Here is an 18,252-nt window from a genome sequence, read left to right on the forward strand (position 1 = left end):
GCCCAGGGACGGATCCCGCGCCCAGGCGTCGGCGAGGCTGTCGGCGAGCGCGGCGAGGTTCTGCGGCGTGTCGGCGGACAACGGCAGCGCCCAGGTTCCCTGATCGTCGGGGCCCGGCTCCACGGCCGGCGGTTCCTCGACGACGAGGCTGCCGTACGAGCCGCCGCCCGCGAAGCCGTTGACCAGCACGCGGCGGGGCGCACCGGGTGCGGTGCGCCAGCTGTCGGCGCCCTCGGCGGCCAGGGCGACCGATCCTCCGGTGCGGTTGAGGGCCGGGTTCACCGCCGAGGTGAGCAGCGTCGGGTACACGTCGGCGCGACGGAACTGGGTGACGACCTTGCCCAGTTGCGCGAAGACCGAGGCCGCCTCCAGGTGCCCGGTGTGGGGCTTGACCGTGCCGACCGGCACAGGGGCCGTGCCGGAGCCGTCGCCGCCGAACAGCCGCCCCAGCGCGGTGAATTCGAGTGCGTCGGCGAGCGCGGCGCCGGCCGCGGCCGCCTCGACGTACCCGATGTCGGCGGGCCCGACCCCGGCGTCGTCGAGCGCGGCCCGCATGGTGGCCTCCTGCCGCTCCGGGTCCGGGATGCCGAACTGGCGTGTCGTACCGGAGTGCTGGAGCGCACCGCCGCGCAGCACGGCGTGCACCGGGTCCCCGTCGGCAAGTGCGCGGTCCAGCGGCTTGAGCAGGACCGCGCCGACCCCCTCGCCGACCAGCCAGCCGCTGGCCCGGTCCGTGAAGGCGCAGGAATCGGCGTCCTGGGCGACGAGGCCCATCTCGGACAGGACGTCGAGGTGGTCGGGGTGGAGCACCAGGTTGGATCCGGCGGCGAGCGCGGCCTCGCAGCGTCCGTCGGCGACGGCCCTGTAGGCCGCCTCGACCGCGGCCAGACCGGATACGCAGCCGCTGTCGATCAGCAGGCTGGGTCCGGTGAGACCGAAGGCGTGCGAGGTGCGGTGGGCAAGACCGCCGCGGGTGGCGTGCGTGCCGTCCTCGGCCCGTTCGTCCGCGCGGGCGGCGACGCCGTACAGGGCGTGGTCCTGCCACATGGATCCGACGTAGACCCCGACCCGGCCGTCGAGGCGGTCCGGGGTGAGCGCGGCGTCCTCGAAGCACCGGCGGGCGACGGACAGCAGGATGCGCTCCTGCGGGTCGATGGCGCTGCCTTCGGCCTCAGGGATGCGGAACTCCTCGGCCTCCACGGCGAGTACGTCGTCGAGGTAGCCGCCGACGGCCGCGCCGGCCCGCCGGGCACGTGAGCGCAGCGGCGCCCAGCGCTGCACGGGCGCGGGCCCGGTGGCCGTGCCGGAGCGGGCGATGAGGTCGTCGAGTTCGTCGAGGGTGCGGGCCCCGGGCAGTTCGGCGGCGAAGCCGACGACGGCGACGGCCCGCTCGCCCTGCGGCGTGAGCACGGGCGTGGCCGGGGCGAGTGCGGCCGGGGCGAGCGCGGCGGGGGCGAGCGCGGCGCGCCTGCCGCGGGTCTGCTCGGTGAGGGCGCCGCCCCACAGGGACAGCAGCAGCTCCTGGTCGCCGCCGACGCCGAAGTCGCCGCGCACCGCGTCGAAGTCCATCTCCCCGACCGCGCACAGGCCGAGCCCCCGCTCGGGGGCTCCCGTCAGCAGCAGCTGGGCGATGTGCCCGGCCTCGACGGTGGAGAAACGGGTGGCGTTGCGCTCGCCGTAGGCGGGGGCGATGGCGGCCGGGGTGGAGACCAGGAACACGCCGAAGCCGGAGCCGGCGACGAGGGCCCTGTTGTGGTGGACGTGCAGGTCCGTGCCGTACCGGGCGTCGGGAGCGACGGCGATGAGGGCACGCTCGGCCGGGTGCAGGTAGTACAGGCCGGGCGCCAGGTCCTGTACGGCGCCGGGGGCGACGTACACGTACACCTGGACCGGGTAGAAGCCGCCGCCGGACGGATAGCGGCGCTTGGCGCGGCCGTCGAGCTCGCCCCAGGTGACGCCGGCGAGGAGGCCGAGGAGGTCGTGGGCGGGCAGCGGGCCGGCGGCGAACTCGCGGAAGGAGGAGGCGTCGAACAGGGCGCGCGCCTCGTCGGGGGCGGCCGGCGGGACGGGGACGCGGCGCAGCGACGGGGGCAGCACCCGCTCGGCGACCCGGGCCTCCTTGAAGGCCGCCTTGGCAGCCGGGTCCAGGGCGATACGCACGTCGGGGCCGGTGGCAGAAGCGGTGGGCGCGGACGCGGGCGTCGCGGGCGCGGGCTTCGGGGCGACGCTCTGCGCGATGGACCGTGGGGTGGGGCTCTGGATGAGGACGTCCACGGGGACCTGTGTCCCCGTCACCGCCTCGATCTCCTGGGCGATGCGGATCATCGTGAAGGAGGTCGCACCCAGGTCGAACAGGTCGGCGTCCAGGTCGACCCGGTCCACGCCGAGTATCCCGGCGGCGCTGCGGGCGACGTCCTCGGCACCGATCGGCGCGGCGGCACCATTCGAGGAGGCCGGGGACGCCGGGGACGCCGGAGGCGTCGCAGGTGCCGCGTCCGTCGCCGGTACGGCGGCCGCCGTGAGCGCGTCGAGCGTGGGCTTGCTGATGAGCGCGTCGACCGGCAGCGCGGTTCCGGTGAGCCGTTCGATCTCCTGCGCGATGCGGATCATGGTGAAGGAGGTGGCGCCGAGGTCGAACAGGTCGGCCCCGCCGTCGAGTTCGGCGACCCCGAGCACGTCGGCGACGGCGGCCCGGATGTCCCCGCGCACGTCTGTCCCGGATACCGGCGCGGACGCCGGCTTCACGCCGAAGAGCTCCGCGGCGGCCGGGCGGTCCAGTTTGCCGTTCGTCGTCAACGGAAGGTCCTCCACGAAGCGGAAGTGGCTCGGTATCAGGTACGCGGGCAGCAGGTCGCCCAAGGCGCGGCGGATCTGCGACACCAGAGGCGCACGGTCCCGCTCGCGGGCCACGCAGACGGCGGCGAGGACCTGTTCGCCGGAGGCCTCGTCCTGGACCGGCAGCACGCGCGCCTCGGCGACCCCGGGCACATCGGCGAGGGCCGCCTCGATCTCCTCGGGCTCGATGCGCAGCCCGCGCAGCTTGAACTGGCCGTCGATCCGGCCGAGATAGCGGATCTCGCCGTCCTCACCGACAAGACCGAGATCCCCCGTGCGGTAGAGCCGCGGCGACGGGTCGAGGCCGGGGAAGGGCGACGCGACGAATCGCTCGGCGGTCAGCTCGGGCCGCCCGTGGTATCCGAGAGCGACCTGGCGGCCGCCGATGAGGATCTCCCCGGGGGTGCCGGGGGCCACCGGGCGCAGCCGCTCGTCCACCACGTGGATGCGGGTGTGCGCGACGGGGCGTCCGATCGGCACGGTCGGTTCGTCCCAGTCGGGCCGGCAGGCCCAGTGCGTGACGTCGATGGCGGCCTCGGTCGGCCCGTAGAGGTTGTGCAGCTCGGGACCGCAGGCCGCCTGTCCGCGTGCCTCGAACACTTCGTAGAACTGCCGCATCGTGGCGACCGGGAGGGCCTCGCCGCTGGTGAACACCGTGCGCAGTGCGGTGCACGCGGAGGCTGCGGGATGGCGCAGGAACATGCCGAGCACGGACGGCACGAAGTGGGTGACGGTCACCTTTTCGTCGCGCAGCAGCCCCGCGAGATAGCCCGGGTCGACGTGGCCGCCGGGCCGGGCGACGACGATGGACGCGCCCGCGAGGAGCGGCCAGAAGAACTCCCAGACCGAGACGTCGAATCCGTACGGGGTCTTCTGGGCGACCCGGTCGTCGGGGGTGAGCCGGAAACGGTCCTGCATCCACAACAGCCGGTTGGCGACGCCCTGTTGGGTGTTGCGGCAACCCTTGGGCCGGCCCGTCGTCCCGGAGGTGTAGATCGTGTAGACGGGGTCGTCGGGGCCCACCGTGACGGCCGGCGCCGTGCTCGGCAGTGCGTGGAGCGCGGCCCGGTCCGCGTCCCGGTCCGGGCAGACGACGACCGCGCCGGCCTCGGTGGGAACGGTGGCGAGGGCCTCGTCGGCCACCACGACCTTGGCGCCGCTGTCCTGAAGGAGGTAGCGCACGCGCTCGGGCGGGTTGGCCGGATCGACGGGGACGTAGACGGCACCCGCGCGCACGATGCCTATCAGTGTGGCCACCAGACGCTCGGAGCGGTCCATGTGGACGGCGACGTGGTCGCCGGGGCGCACCCCGAGAGCGTGCAGGTGACGGGCCAGCCGGGCGGTGCGGCGGTCGAGTTCGCCGTAGGTGAGGGTGCGCCCGGCGTAGTGGACGGCGTCCCGCTCGGCGTGCCCGGCGAACGCGGCCTCGACGAGCTCGACGAGGGTCACGGGCGTGTGGTCGTCGACGGACCCGGCGCTCCCGGCCAGATCAGAGGCCTGCTCAGAGCCCTGTTCAGAACCCTGCTCAGAACCCGCCTCAGAACCCTGCTCAGAACCCTGCTCAGAGGCCTGCTCCCCCGCGACGAACTCCCGCACCCGGCGCGCGTACCGCTCGAACATCGCGTCCAGGCGGTCCGGCGCGAGGGCGCCGTCGGCCGCGTCCCACTGGCCGGCGAGCTCGTCGCCGACGAGCAGCGGCACATGGTCGAGCGCCACCTGGGCGGTCTGCGACTGGCTGGTGCGCAGCAGCACGCCGTCCGGGTGCAGGGCGGGGTCGATCTCCGGAACGCGGGTGAAGACCACCGGCAGCCGCAGCGCGCCGCCCGAGCGGAACACCCGGGTGCGCAACTCGCCCAGACCCGGGACCAGTTCGGCGCGCTCCAGGTCGCCGCGGACCCGGCTCCACAGCTCGCGGGCGCGCTCGGCGAAGCCGTCGGGGAGTGAGTCGTCGACGGTGACCCAGGCGAGCTGGGTGAAGTCGGCGACCATCGCGTCGGCGTGCGCGAGGCCGTGGGGGCGGTCCCAGGAGACGACGGTGACGGTGAACGGGCCCGCGGCCCCGTACTCGGCGCGCAGTTCGTCGGTGTACGCGGTGAGCAGCACGAGGTCGGCCGGGACGCCGATGGCCGCGGCGCGCTCGGTGAGCTCACGCCACGATCCGAGCGGCGCCCTGCGGTGGGCGCGCGGGGCGCCGGGAGCGGGCTCGGGCAGGGCGGGGCCGGACGGCAGGGCGGCGAACTTCTCGCGCCAGGCGGTGCGCGCCCGCTCCCCGGCCCCGGTGCGCCTGCGTTCGGGCAGCGCGCGCAGGTGGGCCGTCGGATCGGCGGGGGTGTCCAGGACGCGGTCGTCGCCGTCGTGCAGGGCGAAGAGCTGGCCGAACAGGAGCGCGAAGCTGCGGGCGTCCGCGAGCAGGGCGTCGAGGAGCACGTGCAGCACGACCGTTCCGTCGGGCAGCGCGCTGGCCTCGAGCGTGTACATCGGGCTGCTGCCCAGCGGGAACGTGGTGTCGCGCAGCCGCGCGGCGATGCCGGCGAGCGCGGCCTCGACGTCGGCCGCCGCGGTCAGGTCGTGGCGGGCGATGCGGTACGGGGTGACGGTCGGAGCAACGGTGAGCGTGCCGTCCTCGTGGACGGCGGCCCGCAGCATGGGGTGGTGCGCGACGAGCCGGTTCCAGGCCCGTTCGAGCGCGTCGACGTCGTGCCGTCGGAGCAGGAACTCCTGGTAGACCCTCGTCTCCGCATTCCCGCCGAGCCCGCCGATCCGCCCGACGAGATAGGCCGACTGGACGTCGGTGAGGGGGATGGGGTCCCCGGCCTCGTCGGTGGAACCGGCACCGTCGTCGCAACCGGGGAGCGCGGCGGGCAGCGCGAAGGCATCCGTCCCCTCCCGCGCGATCCGCTCAAGTGCCGTGCGCAGCGCGGCGAAGGCGTTCTCGGTCAGGGTGCCGTCCACGGCGGTCGGCGCGAAGTCCCACGAGACCAGGAGCGCCCCGTCGCGTTCCTGTACACAGCTCTCCAGGTGGACGCCCGGGGTGAGCGTCGCCGAGGACTCCAGGTCCACCCGGGCCGCCCAGTTGTCAGGATCGTCGGTCAGGGCGGACAGGCTGCCGAGGAGGCTGGTGAAGACCATCGGCACCGCCAGGCCCCGTCGGCCGGGTTCGGTCCGCGCCCGTTCCCGCAGGGCCCGTACACCGCTGACCGCCGCGTGTTCCAGGTCGCTCCACAGCCGGGCGCGCACCAGGTCGAGCCGCTCCCCCGCGGTGCCCGTCGCGGGCGGCGCGACGAAGACGGACGTCGAGATGAACGGGCCGACCAGGCGCGGCACATCGGCGTGCACCCGCTGCCGGTTGTACGTGGTGAGGACGACGGGCAGCGGCGCCTGACCGCCGCCGTCGGCGCCCTGCACCGCGGCCGTGCACAGGGCGAGCAGCAGCGCGGTCGGGGTCGCCCTGGCCTCCTTGGCCGCGGCCTTCACCCGCTCCCAGCGATCGGGCTCCAGGCGCAGGGCGAGCCTGCGGTGGCCGGGCCCGTCCGCGGCGCCGCCGCCCAGGGGCAGCGGGCGTTCGAGGTCGATGTCCGCGAGCTGGTCGCGCCAGTACGCCAGGGAGGCCGCCGGCACCTCGGCGCCCGCTCCGGCGGTGCAGTACTCGCGGAAGGTGAGTCCGGGCTCGGTGACCACACTCCCGTGGGCGTACCGCTCGTACCACTGCTGAAGCAGCAGCGAGACGCTCGGTCCGTCGGCGATCAGCTCGTCCACGGTGAACAGCACCCGGGCCCGGCCGCCCGCCAGGTGCGCGACGCGGATCGCGAAGAGCGGCCAGCGGTGCGGGTCGAACCCGGCCAGCGCCTCCCGGCGCAGCCGCGCCAGTTCGGCGTCCCGCTCGGCGGGTGCGGCGGTGGTCAGGTCGGCCCGGACGAACCGGTGGGCGGTCACCTCTTCGCGCACCGTCTGCCGTGCGTCGGGCAGGACGTGGGCACGCAGCATGTCGGTGGCGGCGACCACGTCGTTCCAGGCGGCCTCCGCACGGTCGGTGTCGAAGGCGTCGGCCTCGAACTCCAGGTGGATCTGGGTTCCGGGACCGTTGCCGCCCCCGAGCGTGCGGCCCACGTAGAACGACTCCTGGACTTCAGTGAGGGCGAACGGTTCGAACCGGGCGGTGGGGTCGGTCTGCGGCATGGCTGGGTTCTCCGGTTCCCTCTACTGGGTCTGCAGGTCGGACAGGCGGGCGACGAGTTCGTCGACGGTGAACTCGCTGAGCAGCTGGAGCGGCAGCGTCTCGCCGAACCGCTCGGTGATCTCGAAGCGCAGGTTCATCGCGCCGATGGAGTCCACGCCGAGTTCGACGAGGGTCCGTCCCGTGTCGACGGGCCCCTCGGCGCCGGGCCCGGCGGCCAGCTCGCCGACGAACTCGACGATGCGGGCGAGACGGGGGTCTGACGCCGGGTCGGACGCCGGATCGGCCGGGGTTTCGGCCAAGGCTTGGATCAGGGTTTCGGCCGGGGCTTCAGCCGGGGTTTCGGCGTCGGCGGCCTCGTCCTCGGCGAGCCAGTAACGGCCCCTGAGGAACGCCGATGGCGGTACGGACACGATGCGGCCCGGTCCGGGGTCGAGCGCCGTCCAGTCGACCTCCCAGCCGGTCACCCACAGATCGGCGATCTGCTCAGGACGGTCCGCCCGCCACAGCGCGGCCACCAGGTCGTCGGTCTCCGGGGCCTGGGCACGGGCCGTGCCGGCGGTGCCCGTGCGCAGCGCGCCAAAGGCGGTGCCGTCCGCGGCGAACCGGGCCAGTTCCGAGGCGAGTTGAGCGGCGGAGTCGGCGACGACGGCGAGGCGGTGCTCGTGGACCGCGCGCCCGCTGCGCAGCGTGCGGGCCACGTCCGCGAGCGGGGCGCCGGCACCGGGCAGCCACTGGGACAGGCGTGCTGCGGTGGCGGCGAGGTGGGCGGGGGTGGGCGCGGACAGGACGACGAGCTGCCGCCCGGCCGGCTGCGGCGCGCTCTCGTCGGCCACCGGGCGTGGCAGATGCTCCTCCACGACGACATGGGCGTTGACGCCGCCCGCGCCGAACGAGCTGACGCCCGCGCGGCGGGGCAGTTCGCGGCCCGAGGCGTCGCGCAGCCGCGGCCAGGGTGCGGCCTCGTGCTGAAGGCTGAAGCGCGTGCCGGCGAGGTCGAGGCCGGGGTTGACGGGATCGGCGTGCCAGGTGGGCGCCAGCGTGCCGTGGCGCAGCTGGAGCAGCACCTTGGTGAGAGCGGCGATACCCGCGGCGGACTCCCCGTGGCCGATGGCGGACTTGACCGAGCCGAGGGAGCAGGGCACCGCGGCCGCGTCGCCCCGGCCGTACGACTCCTGGAGACCGGCGAGTTCGACGGGGTCGCCGAGTTCGGTGCCGGTGCCGTGGGCCTCGATCACGTTCACGGTGGCTGGGTCCACGCCGGAGCGGCGCAGAGCCTCGCGCAGCACCCGGGCCTGGGCCCACGGGCTGGGCGCGGTGAAGCCGTTGGTGCGGCCGCCATGGGCAACGGCGGTGCCGCGGATCACGGCGTGCACGGTGTCGCCGTCGGCGAGGGCGCGCGCCAGCGGCTTGACCACGACGGCCCCGGCGCCCTCGCCGGGCCCGAACCCGGCGCCCCCCGCGCCGAAGCTGCGGCACAGGCCGTCCTCGGCGAGGAATCCGGACTGCCGCAGCATGCGGAACCGGGAAGGGTGCAGATAGAGGTTGACCCCGCCGACGAGCGCGGCCGCACACTCGCCGCGCCGCAGCGCCTCCACGGCCAGGTGCAGGGCGACCAGCGAGGACGAACAGGCGGTGTCGACCGGCTGGCTGGGACCGCGCAGGTCGAGGAGGTACGAAAGCCGGTTCGGCAGCGACCAGAAGTGGCCGGAGGGCATGTCCCGTTGGCCTGCCGCCCAGCGCTCGGCGCCGAGCAGCGGGTAGTCGGCGGAGGTGATGCCCGCGAAGACACCGACGCTGCGGGGCTCGCCGTCGGGCGCGGTGAGGGCGTCGAGGCGGGCCCCGGCGAGTCCGGCGTCCTCCAGTGCCTCCCAGGCGACTTCGAGGAAGAGCCGCTCCTGTGGGTCGGTGAAGGCGGCTTCCCGCGCCGAGAGACCGAAGAACGCGGGGTCGAAGGAGTCCACCCGGTCGAGGAAGTGCCCCTTGGCCCGTACGCCGCCGGAGCTGCGCCAGCGGTCGGTGGGCAGGTCGCCGACGGTGTCCTTGCCGACGAGCAGGTTCTCCCAGAACGCCTCGGGGTCGTCCGCCCCGGGGTAGCGCCCGGCGAGCCCGACGATGGCCACGGCGTCATCGGGGCCGAATGCCGGGCTGAGTGCGGGGCCGAGTGCGGGACCGCCGTGGGGGGCGCCCGTCACCGCGGCAGCGGCAAGTACGGACGGCTCGACGGGCGGCTCGGCGACGGACGGTCCGGACGGCTCGACGGTCACGGCGGCCGGTGCCCGCTGCGGGGTCAGGCGCGCGAGGTGGCCGGCCAGTTCGGTCAGATCGCGCAGGCCGAAGAGCATCTCCGGGCCGACCGGGGCCACCTGGGCACTCAGCTTCGACGCCAGCGTGCGGATCATCACCGAGTCGAGGCCGAGCGCCTCCAGGGAGGTGCGCGGGCCGATCGCCGACGGGTCGTGGCCGAGGGTGTCGGCGACCGTGCGGCAGACCAGTTCCACCAGGCCGTCGGGCGTGACGGCGGGCGACGTCGTGTCCACGGCGCCGGCCGGGGCCGCGCTCTCCGCGCCCGGCAGCAGGTGCAGTTCGGCGAGGTGGCGGTGCCAGGCGTCCGCCCGGCCGTGGAAGAGCGACACGACCTGCGGACCGCCCGGGCCGAGCAGCCGCTCCAGGGCTCGCAGTCCCCGATCGGCGGGGAGCGGGACCATGCCGACGCGCTCCTCGACCACCTCGCGCACCGGCTCGGGGATGGTCATCCCCGGCACGTCCCACAGCGGCCACTGCACGGACACGGTGCGACCGTGCCGCTCCCCCGCGGCGGTGAGACCCCCGCGGCGCTCGGCCAGGGCGTCCAGCGCGCCGTTGGCGTAGGCGTAGTCGGCCTGGCCGATGTTGCCGCTGACCGCCGCGACCGAGGAGAACAGTGCGAAGACGTCGAGCGGCAGGCCTGCCGTCGCCTCGTCGAGTGCGGCGGCGCCGGCGGTCTTGGGGGCGAGCACCGCGGCCACGTCGGCGGGAGTCTTGCGCAGCAGGTACGCGTCGCGGACCACGCCCGCCGCGTGGAAGACACCGTGCAGGGCGCCCTCGTGGGCGAGGATGCCGGCGACCAGTTCCGCGGCCCCCTCCGGGGCGGTGACGTCGGCGCGTACGTAGCGGATGCCTCCGGCCCCGTCCGCCGGCGGACGCGCGGCCGGATCCAGCTCGGCCCAGGGGGTGCGCCCGCACACCACGACCCGGGTGCCGGGACGCGCGGCGAGCCGGCGCGCCAGCGCACGTCCGATGCCGCCCATGCCGCCGGTGACCAGGTACACGCCGTCGGGGCGTGGCACGAAGCCCTCTTCGGGCAGGGCGGCGGGGCGCAGCACACGGCGTACGCGGCGGGCGCCACGCACGTCGGCGAGGTGTCCCGACTCGGGCTGGGGCACGGCCAGTTCGGCCCGGACGGACGGTGCGGCCGCGGCCCCGTCGTCGGCGACGAGCAGGGCACGTCCGTCCAGGCGCGGGTTCTCCTGGCGCAGCGTCTGTACGAGGGCGCGCGCGGCGTCGGCCCGCAGGGCGTCGGCGGTGACGGCGAGCACGGTCAGCCGCTGTGTGCGGAAGGCGGAGAGCACCGTGCGCAGGGCGGCGAACGCCGCCGCGTCGGCGTCCGGGTCCGGGCCGATGCGCACCACGAGCGTGACGGCGTCGGGCTCCGTGGCCCGCACCGTGTCGATCTCGTCGAGGCCGGTGCCGCCCAGCGCGGCGGCGAGGTCGCCCCTGGTGTCGTGCACGAGCAGCGGCCCCTGGGCGGGGCGCGGCGCGTCGGCGGGAAGGGGGGCGTCCTGCCAGCCGGGCGCGTACAGGACGAGGTCGTCGAGGGTGTCGTGAGTGTCGAAGGTGCCGGGGACGGCGTGGGTGTCGGGGACGGCGCTCGCGGCGGGCCGCGCGCTCACGTAGTGGCGGTCGCGTGCGAAGGCGTATCCGGGGACGGAGATGCGGCGGTAGCGGCCGGGCGGGCACAGCCGGGTGAAGTCGACGTCGTGGCCCTCGGCGTAGAGCCGGGCCAGTTCGCGCAGGTGCCCCCGGTTCCCGGGCTCGTCCGCCGCCCGGTCGAGGACGCGGCGCAGGAGCGCGGCGCGGGCGCGGCGGGCCTCGCGGTCGGCGGTCCGCGCCTCTGCGGCAGGCGCGGCAGGCCCTTCGACGCGTCGTTCGTCGCCTCCGCCCACCGCCAGCCGGTCGAGCGAGTCGAGGAGTTGCTCCCGGTCGTCGACGAGCAGCGCGGCCCTGTGCGGGTGGTGGTCACGGGCGCACGACAGGGTGTGCGCGAGGTCGGCGAGTGCGGCGTCGGCCCCGCCGGGCGAGCGCAGCCAGCGGGCGAGTTCGGCGGCACGGTCGGCGAGTGCGCCGGGGCGGCGGCCGGACACCGGCACGAGCACGGGCAGGTCGGTCGCGACGGCGGTGACGGGTCCTGCGGGCGGGGGCTGCTCGACGACGACGTAGGCGTTGGTGCCGCTGAAGCCGAACGAGCTGACGGAGGCGCGGCGCGGCCGTCCCCCGGTGCCGGGCAGGGTGAGCCGCTCGGTGGCGACGGTGAACGGGCCGTCCTCGAAGGGGATGCCGGGGTTGAGCGTCGCGGCCGTGCAGTGCAGCGAGGGGGGCACCTGCCCGGTGCGTACGACACCCATGGCCTTGATCAGCCCGGCGAGCCCGGCCGCGGCCGAGGTGTGGCCGACGTTGCCCTTGACCGAGCCGATCGGCACGCTGCCCGCGGGCCGGCCCGCGGGCCCGAACACCTGGTTGAGCGCGGTGATTTCGATGGGGTCACCCAGCGGGGTGCCGGTGCCGTGGCACTCGACGTAGTCGACACCGTGCGGGTCCAGGCCGAACCGGTCGAGCGTGCCGGCGATGAGCCGGGCCTGCGAGGCGGCACTGGGCGCGGTGATCCCGTTCGTCCTGCCGTCCTGGTTGAGGCCTCCGGCGCGGATCACCCCGTGCACGGGGTCTCCGTCGGCGACCGCCCTGGACAGGGGTTTGAGCACGACGACGGCGCAGCCCTCGCCGGGGACGATGCCGTCGGCGGACGCGTCGAAGGGACGGCAGCGCCCGCTGGGCGAGAGCATCCCCGCCCGGCTCATGAAGACGTGCGGCAGTTCGGTGAGGTAGAGGGTGACGCCGCCGACGAGCATCATGTCGGCCTCGCCGAGCCACAGCGACTGGCAGGCCTGGTGGAGGGCGACGAGGGAGGACGAGCACGCCGTGTCGACGGTGACGGCCGGACCCTTGAGATCGAGGTGGTAGGCGATGCGGGCGGCGAGCAGCGAGTTGGAGTTGCCCTGCATGACCTGCGCGAGCCGGGTGTGCTCGCTCTCCCGCTCGATGAGGTCCTGGTAGTCGTTCATCATGACGCCGGCGTACACGCCGACACGGGCCCCCGCGAGCGCTCCCGTGCGCTGCCCGGCGTGTTCCAGAGCGCGCCAGGCCTCCTGGAGGAAGAGCCGGGCCTGCGGGTCGGTGAGCTCGGCCTCGCGCGGGGTCATCCGGAAGAAGTCGGCGTCGAACCGGTCGGCACCGTCCACGAAGGCGCCCCATTTGGAGACCGACTTGCCCTCGGCCGCGGGGTCGGCGTCGTAGTGGTCCGCGATGCGCCACCGTTCGGCGGGCACCTCGGTGACGAGGTCGTCCCCGTCCAGGATCCGCTGCCAGAAGGTGTCGGCGTCATCGGCGCCGGGGAACCGGGCGCTGTAGCCGATGACGGCGACCGGCTCGGGCACGCCCGCGGGCGCGGGCGCCGGCGCGGCCGGGGTGGCCTGGCCGGCCGCCGCCCGCAGCAGAGCGGCCGCGGTGGCGCCGTCCACCCCGGCGGCCGGTGCGGGGGTGGCCTCGGCCCGCAGCAGCGCAGCGGCGGACGCGGCGTCCAGCGCACCGGTCTTGACTCGGGTCAGGATCTCTTTCGCGTCCATGCCGTCCATCGGTTCCTTCGGTTCCTGGTGGTCGTGTCAGCTCGTGTCAGGTCGTGTCAGCTCGTGTCGGTGGCGGCAGTGCCGTACGCGCCGACGATGCGTTCCATCACCTCGGGCAGCCGGAACGACGTGCGGTGCAGGGCCGCCTCGCGGGCCACCGCCTCGCCCGTCGCGGCCAGCAGCGGCACGGCCAGCTCCCGCTTGAGCAGCTCGATCGACGCACGCGGGGCGCCCGTCATCGACAGCGCCAGTTCCCGGGCCGTGCCCGGCACGTCCTGGTGCGGCACGACGCGGACCGGGGCGCCGCGCTCGCGCAACTCGGCGCCGCGGTAGTTCCGGGCGGTGAAGAGCATCTCCGTACCCAGTTCGCGCCCGAAGCGGCTGGGGAACAGGTAGCTGGCGCCCATGCCGGGCGTGAAGCCGTACTTCATGAAGTTGCCCGCGTACATGGAGCGTTCGCTGAAGACCGCGAAGTCGGCGTAGAGGGCGAGCACGAGCCCGCCGCCGATGGCGTGGCCCTGCACCGAGGCGATCACGGGCAGCGGGCACCGGGCGAAGACCCGGAAGAAGTCGTCGGTGTCGAAACTCCCGTTTCCCCGGGCGAAGTTGACCAGCTCGCGCTGGGTGCCGCCCGCGCAGAACAGCTCGGGCCTGCCCTCGACGACGACGGCCCGGGTGCGCGGGTCGGCGGCGGCCTGCTCGATCGAGTCGACGAGGCCCGAGGTCAGGCCGGCCGAGAACGTGTTGCGGCCGCCCGGGTCGTCCATGGTGACGACGGCGACGGGCCCCTCCCAGGACAGCCGGACGACGGACAGAGCGGCGTCGGTGGTCGGTGCGCTCATGCGGCACGCTCCCCGATCAGGCGGTGCACGGCGGGGTCGGCGAGCCGGTCCAGGAAGGCGCGCCCCGCATCACGGCCGAGCCGCTCGTCGCGGGGGAAGAGCCGGGCCCGGTACTCCTTGAGCGCCCCGGCGGTGGGCCGGTCGACCCGGCTGAGTTCCACCAGGGCGCGCCGCAGGGCCTGTTCGGCGTCGTCGGCGGCCGTGTCGGCGAGGCCGGCCGTGACCGCGCCGGCGGCGTCCAGTGCCTCGGCGAGCAGGGTGGCCGAGAACGCCCGCTGCTCACCGGTCCTGCGCGCCACGAACGGCAGGGCCATGGCGGGCACCAGACCGACGAGGGCCTCGGTGAGGCGGAAGCGGGCCCGCGGACCGGCGATCACCAGGTCGCAGGCGGCCGCGAGCCCGACGCCGCCCGCGGTGGCGTGGCCGTCGACCAGGGCGACGGTGACGACGGGGGTGCGGGTGAGACGGTCGAGGAGCTTCCAGTACGGGAGTTCGTCCGCTCCCGGTTCCGGCACCTCGGCGGGCACCCCGTCCGACAGGTCGGTGCCGGCGCAGAAGTCGTCGCCCCGCGCGGACAGGACCAGGACCCGGCAGTGCGGATCGGCCTCGGCGCTGTCGAGCGCCGCGTGCAGGCCGTCGAGGAGCTCCGGCGTGACGGCGTTGCGCAGTTCGGGTCGGTCGAGGCGGGCGCGGAGCACTCCCCGGGCCGCGGTCAGGGTGACGGCGGTCATCACTGATCGCCTCCCAGCCACACGTACTCACGGTGGTAGTCCCGCACGCCCCGCAGTACGAGGCGCCGCCCGCCGTCGAAGCGCGCCTTGGTGATCTGCGGGAAGCGGTCGAGGTCGAAGGTGAAGTCCTGGGTGCCGAACTTCAACTCGGCGGTGGCCGAGAGGAGTTCGTCGTACTCGTCGGTGCTCAGCGCGTACCGCGCGTCCAGCGCCTCGCGGATGCCCATGGCGCGTACGGCGCGCTGCGACGCGGGCGTGATGACGGCGCTGTAGAACTCGGAGGCGCAGCCGGAGCCGTACGAGAAGACACCGACTCGGCGCTCGCCGTCGATGACGGCGTTGTCGATGGTGGAGGCCAGCGCGAGGAAGACCGTGCCGGCGTAAATGTTGCCGACCTGCTGCGGGTACTGGATCGCCGGGCCGAGGCGGGTCGTGAAGTCGTCCTCGACGGCCTGCGGCGACGTGCCCCGCTTCAGCTTGCGCAGTGCGGCCCGGTGCGCGCCCTTGACCATGCCGGGGAACGGCGTGTGCATGGCCAGCAGGTCGAAGGAGTCCACGAAGTCGGCGCCGTCGACCTTGCGCGCGTAGTCGGTGAAGGAGCCCTTGAGGCAGTCGATGTACGTCAGCAGCGACAGGTCCGTGTCACCGGCCTCCCGCTCCGGGTCGGGGCGGCAGGTGTCCATCACCTCATAGCTGTGGAAGCCGTTGGCACCCTGGTCGAAGGCCGCGACGACCGGATTGTCGCTGACCAGCATGGCCATGGCGCCGGCGCCCTGGCTCGGCTCGACGTAGGTGTGCGGCACCGGACGGGCCACGTCGCTGCTGATGACCAGGGCCTTGGTCCCCTCGAAGGGGCTGGCGGCGACGACGGCGGCGGCCATCTGCAGGGCGGCGGTGCCGCTGTAGCACGCCTGCTTGGTCTCGAACAGGCGGCAGCTGCGCGACAGCCCCAGGTAGTCGTGGACGTAGGTGGCGAGCGACTTGCCGAAGTCGACCCCGGACTCGGTGCCCACGATCAGCAGCTCGATGGAGTCGCGCTCCTCGGCACTCAGGGCGTCGACGATGGGCTTGGCCGCGTTGACGGCGAAGGACACGGCGTCCTCGCAGTGCAGCGCGACGCTCTTGCGCGCCATCATCAGGTTGCCGATCCGGCTGTCGTCGAGGCCACGGGCCGCGAACAGGGCCGGAACGTCGATGTAGGTCTCACCGCAGTAGGCGTTGATGGCTTCGATGCCGACCTGTTTCATCGGATACCTCCTTGGATGCTGCGCCCTTCGGGGCGGAGGGGGAACGGATTCCTGGGGAGCGGGGCATGGGGCTGCGATGCGTCGTCAGGGCGGATCGCAGCCCTGGGACCCGCACGTTTGGCCCTAAGTAGTGGGGCGGCTACTTTGTGAGCGTGACCGCGAGCCATGTGAAGCGGGCGTTCAAGTACCGCTTCTATCCGAGTGATGCGCAGGCAGCGGAGCTGTCGCGCACGTTCGGATGTGTGCGCAAGGTCTACAACATGGCCCTGGCGGCCCGTACCGAAGCCTGGGCGCGACAGGAGCGGATCAACTACAACCAGACGTCCGCACTGCTCACCGAGTGGAAGAAGACCGAAGAGCTCGCCTACCTCAGCGAGACGTCCTCGGTGCCCCTCCAGCAGACGCTGCGGCACCTGCAGACGGCATTCGCGCACTTCTTCGCCAAGCGGGCCAGGTACCCGCGGTTCAAGTCGAAGAAGAAGTCGCGGAAGTCCGCCGAGTACACCACCTCGGGATTCCGCTACCGGGACGGCGAGCTCACGCTCGCCAAGATGACAGAGCCCCTGTCGATCGTGTGGTCGAGACCGCTGCCCAAGGGGGCGTCGCCGTCCACGGTGACCGTGTCGCAGGACGGCGCGGGCCGCTGGTTTGTGTCGATGCTGTGCGAGGACCCCACTGTCAAGCCGATCCCCGCCACGGACACCGCCATCGGCATCGACGTCGGACTGACCCACCTGCTGACCCTCTCGAGCGGGGAGAAGATCGCCAACCCCCGGCACGAACGCCGTGACCGGACCCGGCTCGCCAGGGCCCAGCGGGAACTGTCCCGCAAGGCGAAGGGGGATGGCTCGAACCGGGCCAAGGCCCGCCGCAGGGTTGCCAAAGTGCATGCGCAGATCGCCGACCGCAGGCGGGACCTGCTGCACAAACTCACGACTCGACTCGTGCGTGAAAATCAAACGCTCGTGATCGAGGACCTGACCGTGAGAAACATGGTCAAGAACCACACCCTGGCGCGCGCAATCAGTGACGCGTCCTGGGCCGAGTTCCGGAGCATGCTGGAGTACAAGGCGGCCTGGTACGGGCGGGAAGTGGTCGCGGTCGACCGCTTCTTCCCCTCCTCCAAACTGTGCTCCGCCTGCGGCGCACTCGCCGAACGCATGCCACTCAACGTCCGTGAGTGGACATGCGAGAACTGCGGAACGACCCACGACCGGGACGAGAACGCAGCGAACAACCTTCTGGCCGCCGGGCTGGCGGCATCGGCCTGTGGAGCTGGTGTAAGACCTCAACGGAAAACTCCGGGCGGGCAATCGGCGATGAAGCAGGAAACCCCACGGCGCGAGCCGTAGGAATCCCCCTCATTTACGAGGGGGAGGAAGTCAAGGTCTTCTCCGTAACTGCTGGGGGGAATTGCAGGGCTTCTCAGGGCTGGACACGCGGATGCTGCGGATCACGACGGAGGCATTGATGCCGCCGAAGGCGAAGCTGTTGCTGAGGGCGGTGCGCAGCGGCCGTCGCTCGGCCGTGCGGCCGGCCAGTGGCAGGCCCGCGGCGGGGTGTTCGAGGTTCGGGTTGGGGTGGACGGCCCCGGCCCGCAGCTGTGCGATCGCCGCCACGGCCTCGACGAGTCCCGCGGCGGTGAGGCAGTGGCCGGTGAGCGGCTTGGTGGAGTTCACGCGGTACGTCGTGCGGTCGCCGAACACCTTGTGCAGCGAGGCCGCCTCGGTCTCGTCGCCGAGCACGGAGCCGGTGCCGTGGGCGTTGACGTAGTCGATCTCGTCGGGCGTGATGCCGGCCGTCGCGAGGGCCGCGCGCATGGCGGCGGCCTGCCCCTCGGCGTCGGGTTCGGTGCCGCGCCGCGCGTCGAGGCGCTGCCCGTGCCCGGTGATCTCGGCGAGCACGTCGGCGCCGCGCTCCCGGGCCGCGCCGGCCGGCTCCAGGAGGACGGCCGCCGCCGCCTCACCGCGGACGAATCCCTGGCGGTCGCGGTCGAACGGGCGGCACATCCGGGCGGGTTCGTCCCTGAAGCGCTCGTGGGCCATGGCGCCGGTACGGCGGAAGGACTCGGCCTCCACGGGCGACAGTTCGGCGGCCGGGGCGACGACGAGCACGCGCTCGGCCCAGCCGGCGGCGATGGTGCGGACGGCCTGCACGAGCGCGAGCGTGCCGCTGGCGGAGGCGCCGCCCAGCGTCCAGCCCTCGCCGTGGATCCCGGTCAGCTCGCTGACCGTGCCGACCACGTCCACGTCGAGGTGGGTGAGCGCGTACGAGGCGCGCAGCCGACCGGGGCTGCGGGCGTGGCCGAGGACGGTCCCTGCCTGGTGGGCCAGGGCGAGGTTGCTGCCGGCGACGATCAGGGCGGTGCCGTCGGCGAGCTGGTCCCGGGTCAGCCCGCTGTCGCGGACAGCGCGCAGCGCGACGCACGCGGCGGTTCGCGCGGGCAGCGCGGCGCGGCCCGCGACCTTGCGCAGCCGTGCCGCC

7 protein-coding genes are annotated in these 18,252 nt (G+C 74.0%); 1 reads left to right on the forward strand and 6 read right to left on the reverse strand.

Annotated features, from left to right (window positions below; genetic code table 11):
• The 5 genes from CG723_RS40160 to CG723_RS40180 all read right to left on the reverse strand — a co-directional run.
• On the reverse strand, positions 1-7,011 hold a 7,011-nt coding region (locus CG723_RS40160; RefSeq protein WP_100598496.1), incomplete at its 3' end, for a non-ribosomal peptide synthetase.
• A 21-nt stretch (positions 7,012-7,032) separates the two neighbouring features.
• Positions 7,033-12,948 carry an SDR family NAD(P)-dependent oxidoreductase gene (locus CG723_RS40165; protein ID WP_159032640.1) on the reverse strand — a complete coding sequence of 1,972 codons (5,916 nt, stop codon included), beginning with the start codon at positions 12,946-12,948 and terminating at the stop codon, positions 7,033-7,035.
• A gap of 56 nt (positions 12,949-13,004) precedes the next feature.
• Positions 13,005-13,790 carry a polyketide synthase gene (locus CG723_RS40170; protein ID WP_100598498.1) on the reverse strand — a complete coding sequence of 262 codons (786 nt, stop codon included), beginning with the start codon at positions 13,788-13,790 and terminating at the stop codon, positions 13,005-13,007.
• The gene (locus CG723_RS40175) at positions 13,787-14,521 is read right to left on the reverse strand and encodes an enoyl-CoA hydratase/isomerase family protein (RefSeq protein ID WP_100598499.1); all 735 of its coding nucleotides are present in this window, start codon (positions 14,519-14,521) and stop codon (positions 13,787-13,789) included. Before CG723_RS40175 ends, CG723_RS40170 begins: the two co-directional genes overlap by 4 nt.
• Positions 14,521-15,768 (reverse strand): hydroxymethylglutaryl-CoA synthase family protein, encoded by a 1,248-nt coding sequence (locus tag CG723_RS40180; RefSeq protein WP_100598500.1) that lies wholly within the window; start codon positions 15,766-15,768, stop codon positions 14,521-14,523. Before CG723_RS40180 ends, CG723_RS40175 begins: the two co-directional genes overlap by 1 nt.
• Before the next feature lie 152 nt (positions 15,769-15,920).
• Here CG723_RS40180 and CG723_RS40185 point away from each other — a divergent pair, with 152 nt between their 5' ends.
• Positions 15,921-17,120, forward strand: a complete 1,200-nt coding sequence (locus CG723_RS40185; protein ID WP_100598501.1) for an RNA-guided endonuclease InsQ/TnpB family protein — start codon at positions 15,921-15,923, stop codon at positions 17,118-17,120.
• Between the two features lie 30 nt (positions 17,121-17,150).
• Here CG723_RS40185 and CG723_RS40190 read toward each other — a convergent pair.
• On the reverse strand, positions 17,151-18,252 hold a 1,102-nt coding region (locus CG723_RS40190), incomplete at its 5' end, for a beta-ketoacyl synthase N-terminal-like domain-containing protein (RefSeq protein WP_100598502.1).

This window comes from Streptomyces sp. CB01635 (genome assembly GCF_002803065.1).
Classification (GTDB): domain Bacteria; phylum Actinomycetota; class Actinomycetes; order Streptomycetales; family Streptomycetaceae; genus Streptomyces.